We start from the raw sequence: 15,904 nt of genomic DNA on the forward strand, positions 1-15,904 counted from the left end.
GCTCTTGCCCCACCACTCGGCACCTCGCTTAGGCTCGGTGTGCCCGTAATCCACCGGCATCCCTGCCGGTTTACCCCCCAAATACCTGTCGAATTCCGGCCAGCGTGGTTTAACGGGGCGCCTAAGATCAAGATCAAAAGCAGATCAAGAGCGGCTCGCTTCGCATCGTGGTTACCGTCCGCTGTTACAGTCCACAAAGTTGTGTAGATACCTATGCTGCGATGGCGGCTTACCTGCTGGCATATTCAGTGGCTGTCACGCCGCCATCGCCGGCAAGCCAGCTCCCACAGGAGAGTGCATTACGCCCGCCTGATATCGCCATTTATTGCAACCTGCATGATCTGGCTAAGTTCAATTTAAATAAACCATTGAAATTAAAGGAATTTAATTTTAGTCGCAGCTGGCACGCTGCCTGCACTGTCCGTTTTGAGACTTGTAACATCATTTTTCGTGCCTGGAGCAAAACAACAATGATCACATCCTCATCCACGCTGCAAGAGTCAAGCACGCTCTCCGGGGTTTCCTGGGGGGCGATTTTCGCCGGTGCCGCTGCGGCGGCCGCCTTGTCATTGATCCTGGTGTTGCTGGGTTTCGGCCTGGGCTTTTCGGCGGTGTCGCCGTGGGCTAACAGCGGTATCAGCGCCAAGGGCCTTGGCATTTCCACGATTGTCTGGCTGGCGTTCACCCAGATTGTCGCTTCTGGCCTGGGCGGTTACATCGCCGGTCGGTTGCGGGTGAAGTGGGCCAACATGCACGGCGACGAGGTGTACTTTCGCGATACCGCCCATGGTTTCCTGGCGTGGGCAGTGGCCACATTGATCACGGCGATGCTGGTGGTCGGTTCGGTCAGCAGTGTGGTCAGCGGCGGCGTGAAAGCGGGTGCGAGTGTGGCTTCGGGCGCGGCCAGCGGCCTCACCCAGGCGGCGGGCAGTGCGGCCAAGGGTGCCGACAGTGGTGACTTCGGTTATTACGTCGACAGCCTGTTCCGCGATGATCGCCCCGCGGCGGTCAGCGATGATGCAGCCCACGCCGTAGTCGGTCGCATCCTGACGCGCACGTTGAGCAACGACGGCCAACTGGCAGCGGAAGATCGTGCCTACCTGGCCCAACTGATCAGCCAACGTACCAACCTGAGCCAGGCCGATGCCGAAGCCCGCATCGACAAGGTCTATGGCGATGCGCGCAAAGCCGTCGAAGACGCCAAGCTCAAAGCCAAGCAAGCTGCTGAAACCGCAGCGAAAGTGGCGGCTTACACCTCGCTGTGGACCTTTGTAGCGCTGCTCATCGGGGCGTTCTTCGCCAGCTTCGCCGCCACCTTCGGCGGTCGCCGCCGGGATGCCGTGGTGTACGTCGAAACCGAAAACTACGTTCGTTAATTCAAGGAGAACATGATGCGCTCATTACTGCTGTGGTTCCTCGGCGTGCCGATTCCAGTGATCATCCTGATTGCGATCTTCATGCACTAAACCCACTCCTGGCTCGCTCCTACAGAGGGCAAATAGAGCAAGCCTTGTCAGTCGTCAAATCCTACCTGCTCATGGATCTCATCCACCTTCAATTCCAACCGATACGCCACCGCAATAAACAACGCCTGGCACAGGCACAGCGTGGCGCTCAGCGAGCGGAAAGCAAACGAAGAACCTTCATTGACCAACAGCACCGCGTTCGCCCGCTTGGCCAGGGGCGACAGGTTGCTGTCGGTGATTATCAGGGTCTTGGCCTGGTGATGCTGCGCAATGCGCAGGCAGTGCTGGGTCTCTTTGCCGTAGGGCGTAAAACTGATCGCAATCACCAGGTCATTGGCGCGTACGCTGCGCATCTGCTCGCGGTAACTGCCGCCTAGGCCTGAGATCAAGTGGATGCGCTTGTTGGTGTGCTGCAGGTTGTAGACCAGGTAGTCGGCCACCGCAAAGGAGCGGCGCACGCCAACCACGTAGATGTTGTCGGCATTGACCACCAGGTCTACGGCTTTCTCGAAGGCCGCGTCGTCCAGCTCCAGCCCCAGGCGTTCGATGCCCGACAAGGTGGCGTTGACGCACTCGCGCGCCAGGTCGCCGCCGCTGGCCTTCTGCGACTTGTTGGCGATCATGCTGCGGATGCGCTGCTGGTAGTTCTGCACCGGCGTGGTCTTGTGGGTATACGCCTCGCGAAACAAAGCCTGCATCTCACTGAACCCACTGAAGCCGAAACGCTGGGAAAACCGCACGATGGCCGAGGGGTGCACTTCGCACTCGCGGGCGATGTCGCTGATGCGGTCGACCATGATCCGGTCGCTCTGCTGGCTCATGTAACTGGCGATGCGTTTGAGCTGTCGCGGCAGGCTCTCGTATTCGTCGGTGATCAGCTGCAACAGGCGTTCGGCATTGACCGGAGGGCTGGCGACAGTTTCTTCCAGGGTGGTCTCGGGATCGGTGCGGGACATGGGCAATCCTTCTGGCGTGTTCGTCTGATGCGCTGATGGGTGGCGCAAGTCTACAGGGTAGGCGCAAAAAAATACCCCGGCATCACGGCCCGCGTGGCCTGCTGAAACGATGCATGGGCGCTGGCGTGCCACTATCCTGAGGTATTGGAAAAAATATTCCACTAAAAATAATTATGGAATAAATATTGATTGCTGCCCGCGGACGTTCTAGTCTGCTCCCACCAAGAGCGTTTGCCGTCGCCACGGCGGCACAACGCAGGCTGATAAAAATAACAGGAGCCAGCATGGGCCAGACTCGTTTTGCCAGTGGGCGTCAATTGGATCTGATTTGCCTCGGGCGCCTGGGCGTCGATCTCTATGCGCAGCAAGTCGGTGCGCGGCTTGAAGATGTGTCCAGCTTCGCCAAGTATCTGGGCGGTTCCTCCGCCAATATCGCTTTCGGCACCGCCAGGCTTGGGCTCAAGTCGGCGATGCTGAGCCGGGTAGGGGATGACCACATGGGCCGTTTCCTGGTGGAGTCCCTGGCCCGCGAAGGCTGCGATGTCAGCGGCATCAAGGTCGACCCGGAGCGCCTCACCGCCCTGGTGCTGCTGGGCCTAAAAGACCGTGAAACCTTCCCCCTGGTGTTCTACCGCGAAAACTGCGCCGACATGGCCCTGCGCGCCGAAGACATCAGCGAAGCCTTTATTGCCTCGAGCAAGGCGCTGTTGATCACCGGTACGCATTTCTCCACCGACGGCGTGTACAAGGCCAGCCTGCAGGCCCTGGATTATGCGGCCAAGCACAACGTCAAGCGCGTGCTGGACATCGACTATCGCCCCGTGTTGTGGGGCCTGGCCGGCAAGGCCGATGGCGAAACTCGTTTTGTTGCCGACCAGAATGTCAGCCAGCATGTGCAGAAGATCCTGCCGCGTTTCGACCTGATCGTCGGCACCGAAGAGGAATTCCTCATCGCCGGCGGCAGTGAAGACCTGCTCACGGCCCTGCGTACCGTGCGTGAACTGACCCCGGCGACCCTGGTGGTCAAGCTCGGCCCCCAGGGCTGCACGGTGATCCACGGCGCGATTCCCGCGCGCCTGGAAGACGGGGCGATCTACCCCGGTGTACGGGTTGAAGTGCTCAACGTGCTGGGCGCCGGTGATGCCTTTATGTCGGGCTTTCTCAGCGGCTGGATCAATGACGCCAGCGATGAGCGTTGCAGCCAGTTGGCCAATGCCTGTGGCGGCCTGGTGGTGTCGCGCCACGCCTGTGCGCCAGCGATGCCGACCCCCGCCGAACTCGATTACCTGTTCAGCAGCCCCGTGCCCATCACCCGGCCGGACCAGGACGTGACCCTGCAACGCCTGCACCGTGTCACGGTGCCGCGCAAAGCCTGGAAGCAACTGTTCGTATTTGCCTTCGACCACCGCTGGCAATTGGTGGAGCTGGCGCAAAAAGGCGGCCAGGCCCCTGAGCGTATCAGCGACATCAAGCAGTTGTTTATCCAGGCCATCGAACGCGTGGAGCGCAAACTCAGCGAGCAGGGCGTCGAGGCCGATGTGGGCCTGCTCGCCGACCAACGCTTTGGCCAGGATGCACTCAACGCGGCCACGGGTCGCGGCTGGTGGATCGCGCGCCCGGTGGAGGTGCAGAACTCGCGGCCCCTGGCGTTCGAGCACGGCCGTTCAATTGGCAGCAACCTGATTGCCTGGCCCCAGGAACACATCATCAAGTGCCTGGTGCAATTTCACCCCGATGACGAGCCGATGCTGCGCCTGGAACAGGAAGCGCAACTCAAGGCGGTGTACGAGGCGTCGTTGGTCAGTGGCCACGAACTGCTGCTGGAAGTCATCCCGCCCAAGGATCACCCGTCCACCTACCCGGACGTGCTCTATCGCAGCCTCAAGCGCCTCTACAACCTGGGCATCTACCCGGCCTGGTGGAAGATCGAAACCCAGTCGGCCGCAGACTGGAAAAAGCTCGACGAACTGATCCAGGAACGCGACCCCTACTGCCGCGGCGTGGTGTTGCTGGGCCTGAATGCTTCCCCCGAGTTTCTCGCCGATGGTTTCAAGCAGGCCAGCCAGAGCAGCACCTGCCGTGGGTTTGCCGTGGGCCGCACGATCTTCCACGAGCCGAGCCGGGCGTGGATGGCGGGGGAGATTGATGACGAAACGCTGATCCAGCAGGTGCAGCAGACCTTCGAACAGCTCATCAATGCCTGGCTCAGTGCCCGACAGTAAATACGATCAGATGTGGGAGCTGGCTTGCCTGCGATAGCAACCTATCAGTTGCAAATGTTCTGCCTGACACGCTGCTATCGCAGGCAAGCCAGCTCCCACACAAAGCAGATTCCAGTGAATTCTGAAGATAAAAACAAAAGGTGCAGCCATGCCCGCAATCCGAATTGGCATCAACCCGATCTCCTGGAGCAACGACGACCTCCCGGCCCTCGGCGGTGAGACCCCGCTGAGCACGGCCCTGAGCGAAGGCAAGGACATCGGCTACGAAGGTTTTGAACTCAACGGCAAATTCCCCAAGGATGCCAAGGGCGTCGCTGACGTGCTGCGTCCTTATGACCTGGCGCTGGTGTCCGGTTGGTACTCCAGCCGCCTGGCCCGCCGTTCGGTGGCTGAAGAAATCGAAGCCATTGCCGGCCATGTCGAACTGCTCAAACACAACGGCGCCTCGGTGCTGGTATACGGCGAAGTGGCCGACTCGATCCAGGGCTCGCGGATCCGCCTGATTGAACGCCCGCGTTTTCACAGTGAACAGGCCTGGCAGGCTTACGCCGACAAGCTCACCGAGCTGGCGCGCTTCACCTTGTCCCAGGGCGTGCGTCTGGCCTACCACCACCATATGGGCGCCTACGTCGAATCCCCCGACGACATCGACCAGTTGATGAAACGTACGGGCCCGGAAGTCGGCCTGCTGTTCGATTCGGGCCACTGCTACATGGGCGGCGGCGAACCCATCGAAGTACTGCGCAAGCATATCGACCGCGTCTGCCATGTGCATTTCAAGGACGTACGCAAACCCGTGGTGCAACTGGCGCGCAACCAGATGTGGAGCTTCCCGGACTGCATCGTCAACGGCACCTTTACCGTGCCCGGCGATGGAGATATCGACTTCGCACCGTTGCTGGATGTGTTGCTCGCGGCCAGCTACAAGGGCTGGCTGGTGGTGGAAGCCGAGCAGGACCCGGCCGTGGCGCCCAGCTATATCTACGCGAAGAAGGGTTACGACACCCTGCGTGCGCTTCTCAACCAGAGGACTTGAGTGATGAGCTTGTTGGTCAAAAGCAGCAAACGCGGGCAAACCATGGTTGCCCTGGAGGCGGGTCGCCTGGAGTACGTAGGCTTTGCCGCCTACCGCCTGAGCCTGGGCGAAACCCTGCCGGTCAGCGCCGGTGATCAGGAACTGTGCCTGGTGCTGCTCAGCGGTCGGGTGAATATCGAAGGTGAAGGTTTCAATTGGCAGAACCTGGGTGATCGCCAGTCGGTGTTCGAAGACAAATCACCGTTCGCCGCCTATTTCCCGCCGGGCACCGACGCCCAGGTCACGGCCCTGAGCGATGTGCAGATCGCCGTCTGCGCAGCGCCGGGTGCCAAGGGTTTTGCCCCGCGCTTAATCCGCCCCGAGCAGTGCAAGCGCAGTGTGCGCGGCAAAGGCGCCAATACCCGCTACGTGTGCGACATCCTGCCCGACAGCGAGCCGGCCCATTCGCTGCTGGTGGTGGAAGTACGCACGCCGTCCGGGCATTCCTCCAGCTACCCGCCGCACAAGCACGACACCGACGACCTGCCGCACCAGAGCTTCCTGGAAGAGACCTACTACCACCAGGTCAACCCGCCCCAGGGCTTTGTATTCCAGCGCGTGTACACCGACGATCGCAGCATTGACCAGGCCATGGCCGTGGAAAACAGCGACCTGGTGGTGGTGCCCAAGGGCTATCACCCGGTCAGCGTGCCGTACGGCTACGAGTCTTATTACCTGAACGTGATGGCCGGCCCCAAGCGCGCCTGGCATTTCCATAACGACCCGCAGCACAGCTGGCTGCTGGACCTCTAAACGGTGTTGGACGGAGAACAAAAACAATGAAGTCGCCGCTACGTTTTGCCCTTAACCGCATAGTCGCCCCCCACCTGTCCTTGCCGGATTTCATCCAGTTGGCGGCTGCCCTCAACTGCGAGGCCATTGAGATCCGCAACGACCTCAAAAACCGTGAAATCGAATACGGCACACCCGCCAGCCGCGTGCGCGAGTTGTGCGCAGCGCAGGGTATCAAGGTGCTGTCGATCAACGCGCTGTACCCCTTTGATGTGTGGAACGACGAGCGCCGTGCCCAGGCAATCGAACTGGCCACCTACGCCCGTGAGTGCGGGGCCGAAGGCTTGGTGATGTGCCCGTTCAATCAGCCTGGCGATACGCGCAACGACGCGCAGCGCGCCGCCGGTTTGCGCACGGCGTTGAGCGAACTGGCGTTGATCCTGCGCGAGTACGGGATTCTCGGTTTCATCGAGCCCCTGGGCTTCACGGTATCCGCTCTGCGCCGCAAGCGCGTGGCAGTGGATGCCATCAAGGCCATCGGTGGCCTGGATGTATTCCGGGTGGTGCACGACACCTTTCACCATCACCTGGCCGGCGAGCATGAGTTCTTCCCGGAACTGACCGGCCTGGTGCATATCTCCGGAGTGGAAGACCGCGAGGCGCCGCTGGACTCGATCCGCGACGGCCACCGCGTGTTGGTGGGCGAGGACGATATCCTCGGCAATGCGGCGCAGATCGAGACCTTGCTGAGCACCGGCTACAGCGGCTATTTGTCGTTCGAGCCGTTTGCCGAAAGCGTGCATGGGTTGGCGGATATCCGGCAGGCGTTGGGCAGCAGCATGGCGTACTTGCAAAAGCCCCTGCCATAACGCGATCAAAATGTGGGAGCTGGCTTGCCTGCGATAGCGGTCTATCAGTTGCACATGTATTGCCTGACATACCGCTATCGCAGGCAAGCCAGTTCCCACACTGGATCGGTGTTGAACCCTTCAATTGCAGTCACACAAGGTGCAAGTAATGACCACAACACGATTGACCATGGCCCAGGCCCTGGTGAAGTTCCTGGACAACCAATACATCGAAGTCGACGGCGTACAGAGCAAGTTTGTCGCCGGCGTATTCACTATTTTCGGGCATGGCAATGTGTTGGGCCTCGGCCAGGCCCTGGAGCAGGACAGCGGCGACCTGGTGGTGCATCAGGGCCGCAATGAGCAAGGCATGGCCCATGCCGCCATCGGATTTGCCAAGCAGCACCTGCGCCGCAAGATCTATGCGTGCACGGCCTCGGTCGGGCCGGGCGCGGCCAATATGCTCACCGCCGCAGCCACCGCCACCGCCAACCGCATCCCGTTGCTGTTGCTGCCCGGCGATGTGTATGCCAGCCGCCAGCCCGACCCGGTGTTGCAGCAGATCGAGCAGTTCCACGACCTGAGCATCAGCACCAACGACGCCTTCCGTTCCGTGAGCAAGTACTGGGACCGCATCAACCGCCCCGAGCAACTGATGACCGCGGCGATCCACGCCATGCGCGTGCTGACCGACCCGGCCGAAACCGGCGCGGTAACACTGGCCTTGCCCCAGGATGTACAAGCCGAAGCCTGGGACTACCCCGATTACTTCCTGCAAAAACGCGTACACCGCATCGACCGACGCCCGGCCACCCGCGCCATGCTCGATGACGCGCTGGCGGCGTTTGGTGGCAAGCGCAAGCCGCTGATCATTTGCGGCGGCGGGGTCAAGTACTCCGGCGCCAACCAGGCACTGCAAGCCTTTGCCGAGCGGTTCGATATTCCCTTCGCGGAAACCCAGGCGGGCAAGAGCGCCCTGGTGTCCAGCCATACGCTGAACGTCGGCGGCATCGGCGAAACCGGCTGCCTGGCGGCCAACCTGCTGGCGCCCGAGGCCGACCTGATTATTGGCATCGGCACCCGTTATACCGACTTCACCACCTCGTCAAAATCGCTGTTCAAGCACCCCGAGGTGAAGTTTCTCAACCTCAATATCAGCCCAGCCGATGCCTTGAAGCTGGACGGTGTGCAAGTGCTGGCCGATGCAAAAGTGGCCCTTGAAGCACTGGCCACTGCTCTGGGCGATTACCGCTCGGGCTGGGGCGAGCAGATCGCCGACGCCAAGGCGCAACTCGACGCCGAAGTGGACCGCGTGCATCAGGTGCAATACCTGGGTGATGAGTTCGTCCCCGAAGTCGACGACCACCTGGACCGTGCCGTCCTGCGCGAATTCATCGAACTGACCGGTTCGTGCCTGACCCAAAGCGCGGTGCTCGGCGTGCTCAATGCACGCCTGGCCGATGACGCGATCATTGTGGCCGCCGCCGGCAGCCTGCCCGGCGATTTGCAGCGCGCCTGGCGCAGCAAGGGCGTCAACACCTACCACGTCGAGTATGGCTATTCATGCATGGGCTATGAAATCAATGCCGCCCTGGGCGTGAAGCTGGCCGAGCCAGGCAAGGAGGTGTACGCCCTGGTCGGCGATGGCTCCTACATGATGCTGCACTCGGAGCTGGCCACCTCGATCCAGGAGCGGCGCAAGATCAACGTGGTGCTGTTGGACAACATGGCGTTCGGTTGCATCAACAACCTGCAAATCGGCAATGGCATGGACAGCTTCGGCACCGAGTTCCGCTACCGCAACCCCGAGAGCGGCAAGCTCGACGGTGGCCTGGTGCCGGTGGATTTCGCCATGAGTGCGGCGGCTTATGGCTGCAAGACCTACAAGGTCAGCACGCTGGAACAGCTGGAAGCGGCGTTGGCCGATGCCCGCACGCAAACCGTCTCCACGCTGATCGATATCAAGGTGCTGCCCAAGACCATGGTCCACGGCTACCTGTCGTGGTGGCGGGTGGGGGTGGCGCAAGTGTCCACCAGTGAGCGCACGAATGCAGCGGCAAAAAAACTCAATGAACACCTGGCCAAGGCCCGGCAGTACTAACAACAAGAGGAGTGTTTGTATGTCTTTGAAGCTTGGAGTGATCGGTACGGGCGCCATCGGCCGGGACCATATTCGTCGTTGCAGCCAGGCCTTGCTCAACAGCCAGGTGGTGGCCGTCACCGACATCAACCTTGAACAAGCCGCCCAGGTGGTGGCGGATTTGAAGCTGGACGCCGAGGTGTACCCGGACGGCCATGCGCTGATCAACTCGCCAGAGGTCGAAGCGGTACTGGTGACGTCCTGGGGGCCGAGCCATGAAGAATTTGTGCTGGCCGCGATTGCCGCCGGCAAACCGGTGTTCTGTGAGAAACCCCTGGCGGTGACGGCCGAGGGGTGCCGCAACATTGTCGAGGCCGAAGTGGCCCACGGCAAACGCCTGGTCCAGGTGGGTTTCATGCGCCCGTACGACCAAGGCTACCGCGCCCTCAAGGCGGTGATCGACAGCGGCCAGATTGGCGAGCCGTTGATGCTGCACTGCGCGCACCGCAACCCCACGGTGGGCGAGAACTACAACACCGGCATGGCGATCACCGACACCTTGATCCATGAGCTGGACGTGCTGCGTTGGCTGCTTAATGACGACTACGTGTCCGTGCAGGTGGTGTTCCCGCGCAAGACCAGCAAGGCGCTGGCGCACCTGCGTGACCCGCAGATCGTGCTGCTGGAAACCGCCAAAGGCACGCGTATCGACGTGGAAGTGTTTGTGAACTGCCAATACGGCTACGACATCCAGTGTGAAGTGGTAGGGGAGAGCGGCATCGCCAAGTTGCCGGAGCCGTCCCAGGTGCAACTGCGCAGCGAGGCGAAGCTGTCCAATGCGATCCTGATGGATTGGAAGGATCGGTTTATCGGTGCCTATGACGTGGAGTTGCAGGCGTTTATCGACAGCGTGCTGGCCGGGCAAGTCGGCGGGCCGTCGGCCTGGGATGGGTTTGCGGCGGCGGTGGCGGCGGATGCGTGTATTGAAGCCCAGGGCAGTGGGCAGATTGTGAAAGTCAGCCTGCCGGATCGCCCGCGCTTCTACGGCTAACTCACTGAAGAAATGTGGTTAACACTGTGGGAGCTGGCTTGCCTGCGATAGCGGTCTATCAGTGACAAATTCATTGCCTGACACACTGCTATCGCAGGCAAGCCAGCTCCCACAGTTGATTGGGTTTCCAAATCAATTCCGGAGTTGAACATGCGAATCGGACTAGTGGGCTACGGTCACGGTGGGCGCTTTTTTCATGCGCCGCTGATCGCCACCCTGCCTGACGCCACCTTTGTCGGCGTGGTGACGCGTTCACCCGAACGTCGCCAGCAATTGAGTACTGATCTTCCCGGTGTCAAAGCCTTCGACTCCATCGGCCAGATCGTCGAAGCCGGCGTCGATGCCCTGGTGATTTCGACCACCTTGAAAGGTCGGCCGGCCCTGGTGCTGGAAGCCATCGAGCATGGGGTGGCGGTGGTCAGCGACAAACCTTTTGCCGCCAACGCCGAACAAGCCCAGGCCCTGATTACCGCTGCCGAGCGCCAGGGCTCGTTGCTCAGCGTCTACCAGAACCGGCGCTGGGATTCGGACTACCTGACCCTGCGCAAACTGATCGACGCCGGCGCCCTGGGCACCATTACCCGCTTTGAATCCCGCGTGGAGCGCTACAGCCCGCAGGCCGTGGGCATTGCCAGCGGTGGCGGATGGCTGCGCGACCTGGGCAGCCACCTGGTCGACCAGGCGCTGCAACTGTTCGGCCCGGTGGAGCGGGTGTTCGCCCAATTGCACTACACCCCTGAACATCCCACGGTAGACCACGGCTTCTTTGTCTCCCTCACCCACGCCAACGGCGTGATTTCGCACCTGTGGGGCAACGCGTTGCAGAACAGCCAGGCGCCGCGCTTTCGCGTCAGTGGCAGCCTGGGTTGCTACACCGTCGACGGCCTGGACGGCCAGGAAGAAGCGCTGCTGGCCGGCAAGTCGCCGAAAACCGAAGGCGAACACTGGGGCGCTGAGGAGCATCGACGCTGGGGCTGGTTTGAACAAGGGCCGGAGCGTGAGCGGGTGCCGTCGGAGAAGGGCTGCTGGAACCAGTTCTACCGCCAGTTGCAAGCCGCCGTGATGGGGCAGGGGCCGCTGCCCGTCAACGCCTATGACGCCCTGGAAACCACCCGTATATTAGACGCCGCACGCCTGAGCGCCGAGCGCCAGCAGGTGGTTTCGACAAAAATAGAATAAAATTCTAAAACAGGTTGATATGGAAATTATTTTCTAATACAGTCTTTTCCAGGTTGCATAAAGTACGTCCCGGAACCTACGGGCGACTCAACAAAAACAAGATCAAAAACAACCAGGTACCGTCAGATGAAAATCTTCAACGCTGTACTGCGAGTTTTACGCCCCCTCCAAGCGCCACGCGGACTGCCCCGCGCCCGGCCGTTCTACTTCTCCTTCCTGAATGTGCTGTGCGTCGAAAACCAGGGCGCGCTGGTGTGCTGCATTCCAGGCGCGCCGGTGGTGCGACTGACAGCCGAGTCCTGATCAACGCAACGTCGAAAAAAACTAACAAGAAAGTGGAGACAGACCGTTCATGAAGACCCCGATCCGTTTTACCGCCCTGGCCTTGTCCATGCTGCTGGCCAGTGGCGTTGCCGGCGCCGCCGATCTCAAGGTGGGCGTGACGATGTCCGCGTTCGATGACACCTTCCTCACCTACCTGCGCGAAGACATGGACAAGCAAGCCAAGTCCTATCCAAAAGGCGATGGCGTGCAACTGCAGTTCGAAGATGCCCGCGCCGATGTGGTCAAGCAGTTGAGCCAGGTCGAGAACTTCATCAGCCAGAAGGTTGACGCGATTATCGTCAACCCCGTCGATACCGCGTCGACCAAGAACATCATCAGTGCCGCCACCAAGGCAGGTATTCCGCTGGTGTTCGTCAACCGTCGCCCCGACCAGAAAGACCTGCCCAAGGACGTGGTGGCCGTGACCTCCGATGACGTCGAGGCCGGCCGCCTGCAAATGCAGTACATCGCCGAAAAACTCGGCGGCAAGGGCAAGGTCGTGATCCTGCTGGGCGACCTGGCGAACAACTCCACCACTAACCGCACGAAGGGCGTGAAGGAAGTGCTGGCCAAGTACCCGGACATCAAGATCGAGCAGGAACAAACCGGAATCTGGTTGCGTGACAGGGGCATGACCCTGGTCAACGACTGGCTGACCCAGGGCCGGGAGTTCAATGCGGTGCTGGCCAACAACGATGAGATGGCGATCGGCGCGTCCATGGCCCTGAGATCGGCTGGCAAGGAAAAAGGCAGCGTGTTGATTGCCGGTGTCGACGGCACGCCCGATGGCTTGAACGCGATCACCAAGGGTGACATGACCGTGTCGGCCTTTCAGGACGCCAAGGGCCAGGCGGTAGGTTCGGTGGAAGCAGCGCGCAAGATGGCCAAGAACGAGCCGGTCGAGCAGAACGTGGTGATCCCGTTCCAGTTGATCACCCCGGACAACGTCAAAGACTTCAAGTAGCCCCGACATAACAACAAAAGCTGGCAGGGCGGTTACGGCCGCCCTGCAGATGGAGTACCTCCCTATGCTTGCTCAAGCCGCCACGTCTCAGCCCGCCGCCCACCGGGCGCTGGCGCTGGACGAACCTTACCTGCTGGAAATCCTCAACATCAGCAAAGGCTTTCCCGGTGTCGTGGCCCTGGACGATGTGCAACTGCGGGTGCGCCCCGGCACGGTGCTGGCGTTGATGGGCGAGAACGGCGCGGGCAAGTCGACGCTGATGAAGATCATCGCCGGCATCTACCAGCCCGACGCCGGCGAAATTCGCCTGCGTGGCAAGCCGATCACCTTTGAAACGCCGCTGGCCGCGCAAAAGGCCGGGATCGCGATGATCCACCAGGAACTCAACCTGATGCCCCATATGAGCATCGCCGAGAACATCTGGATCGGCCGCGAACAACTCAACAGCCTGCACATGGTCAACCACCGCGAAATGCACCGCTGCACCGCCGAGCTGCTGGCGCGCCTGCGTATCAACCTCGACCCGGAAGAACAGGTCGGCAACCTGAGCATTGCCGAACGGCAGATGGTCGAGATTGCCAAGGCGGTGTCCTATGACTCCGACATCCTGATCATGGATGAACCCACCTCGGCCATTACCGACAAGGAAGTGGCCCACCTGTTTTCGATCATTGCCGACCTCAAGTCCCAGGGCAAAGGCATCGTCTACATCACCCACAAAATGAACGAAGTGTTCGCCATCGCCGATGAAGTGGCGGTGTTCCGTGACGGCCAATACATCGGTTTGCAACGGGCCGACAGCATGAACAGCGACAGCCTCATCTCGATGATGGTCGGGCGTGAGCTGAGCCAGTTGTTCCCAGTGCGCGAGACGCCGATTGGTGACCTGCTGCTGTCGGTGCGCGACCTGAGCCTGGACGGCGTATTCAAAGACGTATCGTTCGACCTGCACGCCGGGGAGATCCTCGGGATCGCCGGGCTGATGGGCTCCGGGCGCACCAATGTGGCGGAAACTATTTTTGGCATCACCCCAAGCTCCAGCGGGCAAATCACCCTGGACGGCAAGGCGGTGCGCATTACCGACCCGCATATGGCCATCGAGAAAGGCTTTGCGCTGTTGACCGAGGACCGCAAGCTCAGCGGCCTGTTCCCGTGCCTGTCGGTGCTGGAGAACATGGAGATGGCGGTGTTGCCGCACTATTCGGGCAACGGCTTTATCCAGCAGAAAGCTTTGCGCGCCCTGTGTGAAGACATGTGCAAGAAACTGCGGGTGAAAACCCCGTCCCTGGAGCAATGCATCGACACTTTGTCCGGTGGCAACCAGCAAAAGGCCTTGCTGGCGCGTTGGCTGATGACCAACCCCCGCTTGCTGATCCTGGATGAACCGACACGCGGCATCGACGTGGGCGCCAAGGCCGAGATCTATCGCTTGATCGCCTTCCTCGCCAGCGAAGGTATGGCGGTGATCATGATTTCTTCCGAACTGCCCGAAGTGCTCGGCATGAGCGACCGGGTGATGGTGATGCACGAAGGTGAGCTGATGGGCACCCTGGACCGCGCCGAGGCGACCCAGGAAAAAGTCATGCAGTTGGCTTCCGGGATGACCGCAGTCCACTGATCTACAGAATAAGAAGGTGATGGGTTATGAACGCAATAACAGACAACAAGCCGGCAACCGCACCGGTCAAGAACCGTCGACGCATGCCCACCGAGCTGAGTATCTTCCTGGTGCTGATCGGTATCGGCCTGGTGTTTGAATTGTTCGGCTGGATCGTGCGCGACCAGAGCTTTCTGATGAACTCCCAGCGCCTGGTGCTGATGATCCTGCAGGTGTCGATCATTGGCCTTCTGGCCATCGGTGTGACCCAGGTGATCATCACCACGGGCATCGACTTGTCGTCCGGCTCGGTGCTGGCGTTGTCAGCGATGATTGCTGCCAGCCTGGCGCAAACCTCCGACTTTTCCCGGGCGGTGTTTCCGTCCCTCACCGACTTGCCGGTGTGGATCCCGGTGGCGATGGGCTTGGGCGTGGGGCTTTTAGCGGGGGCGATCAACGGCAGCATTATCGCGGTCACCGGCATCCCGCCGTTTATCGCGACCCTGGGCATGATGGTCTCGGCCCGTGGCCTGGCGCGCTACTACACCGAAGGCCAGCCGGTGAGCATGCTCTCGGACTCCTACACAGCAATCGGCCATGGCGCCATGCCGGTGATTATCTTCCTGGTGGTGGCGGTGATCTTCCACATTGCCCTGCGTTACACCAAGTATGGCAAGTACACCTACGCCATTGGCGGCAACATGCAGGCGGCGCGTACCTCGGGGATCAACGTCAAGCGCCACCTGATCATTGTCTACAGCATCGCCGGTCTCCTGGCGGGCCTGGCCGGCGTGGTGGCCTCGGCACGTGCAGCGACGGGGCAGGCCGGCATGGGCATGTCCTACGAGCTGGACGCGATTGCCGCCGCAGTGATCGGCGGTACCAGCCTGGCCGGTGGAGTAGGGCGCATCACCGGCACGGTGATCGGCGCGCTGATCCTCGGGGTGATGGCCAGCGGGTTTACCTTTGTCGGGGTGGACGCGTATATCCAGGACATCATCAAGGGCCTGATCATTGTGGTGGCGGTGGTGATCGACCAATACCGCAACAAGCGCAAGCTCAAGCGCTGAGTACCTGCCCCTTGTAGGAGCGAGCTTGCTCGCGAAAGCTACAAAGATAACGCGGGCTATCTGATTGAACGCGGTGTCCTTGAATGCTTCGCGAGCAAGCTCGCTCCTACAGGGGGCCAGGCCCTTTCAACCGTTTGTCTTCTATATAGCTCCATAACACTGAATTTCTTGCTATAAACGCACTCCGATGACCATTCGCCAAGCCCGTCCTGGTGCTTTTGGGGGTTGATCGGGAAAAAATGCCTGTCTTTTCAGTTGCTGCGCCCTCAAGTCGGCCTTAGACTGCCGCCCCTCGTAAATTGAGTGCCGGGTGGCGCTTGAAATGGACGGCGCCCTTCCG

The 15,904-nt window shown here is 60.9% G+C and carries 13 protein-coding genes; 12 read left to right on the forward strand and 1 reads right to left on the reverse strand.

Translation table 11 applies throughout. The features are described from left to right. Positions 1 to 470 precede the first annotated feature (470 nt). Complete coding sequence (locus E1K68_RS12170; RefSeq protein ID WP_003191684.1) at positions 471 to 1,376, forward strand: hypothetical protein; 906 nt, start codon at positions 471 to 473, stop codon at positions 1,374 to 1,376. 137 nt (positions 1,377 to 1,513) lie between these two features. Here the strand turns inward: E1K68_RS12170 and E1K68_RS12175 are convergent, their stop codons facing one another. Beyond that, on the reverse strand, positions 1,514 to 2,422 hold the full coding sequence (locus E1K68_RS12175) for a MurR/RpiR family transcriptional regulator (RefSeq protein ID WP_003191682.1): 909 nt from the start codon (positions 2,420 to 2,422) through the stop codon (positions 1,514 to 1,516). 284 nt (positions 2,423 to 2,706) lie between these two features. On the opposite strand from E1K68_RS12175, the gene iolC reads away from it, so the two are divergent. From iolC to E1K68_RS12230, 11 genes are all read left to right on the forward strand, one after another. After that, positions 2,707 to 4,644, forward strand: a complete 1,938-nt coding sequence (gene iolC / locus E1K68_RS12180) for a 5-dehydro-2-deoxygluconokinase (protein WP_120248132.1) — start codon at positions 2,707 to 2,709, stop codon at positions 4,642 to 4,644. A 148-nt stretch (positions 4,645 to 4,792) separates the two neighbouring features. Then, positions 4,793 to 5,680, forward strand: coding sequence for a myo-inosose-2 dehydratase (iolE, locus tag E1K68_RS12185; RefSeq protein WP_034134955.1), 888 nt, complete (start codon positions 4,793 to 4,795; stop codon positions 5,678 to 5,680). Positions 5,681 to 5,683: 3 nt separating this feature from the next. Then, positions 5,684 to 6,472, forward strand: coding sequence for a 5-deoxy-glucuronate isomerase (iolB, locus tag E1K68_RS12190; RefSeq protein ID WP_003191678.1), 789 nt, complete (start codon positions 5,684 to 5,686; stop codon positions 6,470 to 6,472). A 26-nt stretch (positions 6,473 to 6,498) separates the two neighbouring features. Further along, the gene (locus E1K68_RS12195) at positions 6,499 to 7,320 is read left to right on the forward strand and encodes a TIM barrel protein (protein ID WP_212614150.1); all 822 of its coding nucleotides are present in this window, start codon (positions 6,499 to 6,501) and stop codon (positions 7,318 to 7,320) included. A 148-nt stretch (positions 7,321 to 7,468) separates the two neighbouring features. Then, positions 7,469 to 9,400, forward strand: coding sequence for a 3D-(3,5/4)-trihydroxycyclohexane-1,2-dione acylhydrolase (decyclizing) (gene iolD / locus E1K68_RS12200; protein ID WP_212614151.1), 1,932 nt, complete (start codon positions 7,469 to 7,471; stop codon positions 9,398 to 9,400). A gap of 19 nt (positions 9,401 to 9,419) precedes the next feature. Continuing rightward, positions 9,420 to 10,430 (forward strand): Gfo/Idh/MocA family oxidoreductase, encoded by a 1,011-nt coding sequence (locus tag E1K68_RS12205; RefSeq protein ID WP_003191675.1) that lies wholly within the window; start codon positions 9,420 to 9,422, stop codon positions 10,428 to 10,430. 150 nt (positions 10,431 to 10,580) lie between these two features. Continuing rightward, entirely contained in the window at positions 10,581 to 11,609 is a 1,029-nt protein-coding gene (locus tag E1K68_RS12210; protein ID WP_212614152.1) for a Gfo/Idh/MocA family oxidoreductase, read from the forward strand. Positions 11,610 to 11,735: 126 nt separating this feature from the next. Continuing rightward, on the forward strand, positions 11,736 to 11,912 hold the full coding sequence (locus tag E1K68_RS12215) for a hypothetical protein (protein ID WP_003191673.1): 177 nt from the start codon (positions 11,736 to 11,738) through the stop codon (positions 11,910 to 11,912). 49 nt (positions 11,913 to 11,961) lie between these two features. Beyond that, positions 11,962 to 12,897 carry a sugar ABC transporter substrate-binding protein gene (locus E1K68_RS12220; RefSeq protein ID WP_003191671.1) on the forward strand — a complete coding sequence of 312 codons (936 nt, stop codon included), beginning with the start codon at positions 11,962 to 11,964 and terminating at the stop codon, positions 12,895 to 12,897. A 64-nt stretch (positions 12,898 to 12,961) separates the two neighbouring features. Next, positions 12,962 to 14,515: a sugar ABC transporter ATP-binding protein gene (locus tag E1K68_RS12225; protein ID WP_003191670.1), complete on the forward strand. Its 1,554-nt coding sequence runs from the start codon at positions 12,962 to 12,964 to the stop codon at positions 14,513 to 14,515. A gap of 26 nt (positions 14,516 to 14,541) precedes the next feature. Beyond that, positions 14,542 to 15,564, forward strand: a complete 1,023-nt coding sequence (locus E1K68_RS12230; protein WP_003191668.1) for an ABC transporter permease — start codon at positions 14,542 to 14,544, stop codon at positions 15,562 to 15,564. Positions 15,565 to 15,904: the final 340 nt, after the last annotated feature.

This window comes from Pseudomonas sp. B2021, from assembly GCF_018135665.1.
GTDB lineage: Bacteria > Pseudomonadota > Gammaproteobacteria > Pseudomonadales > Pseudomonadaceae > Aquipseudomonas > Aquipseudomonas lactis.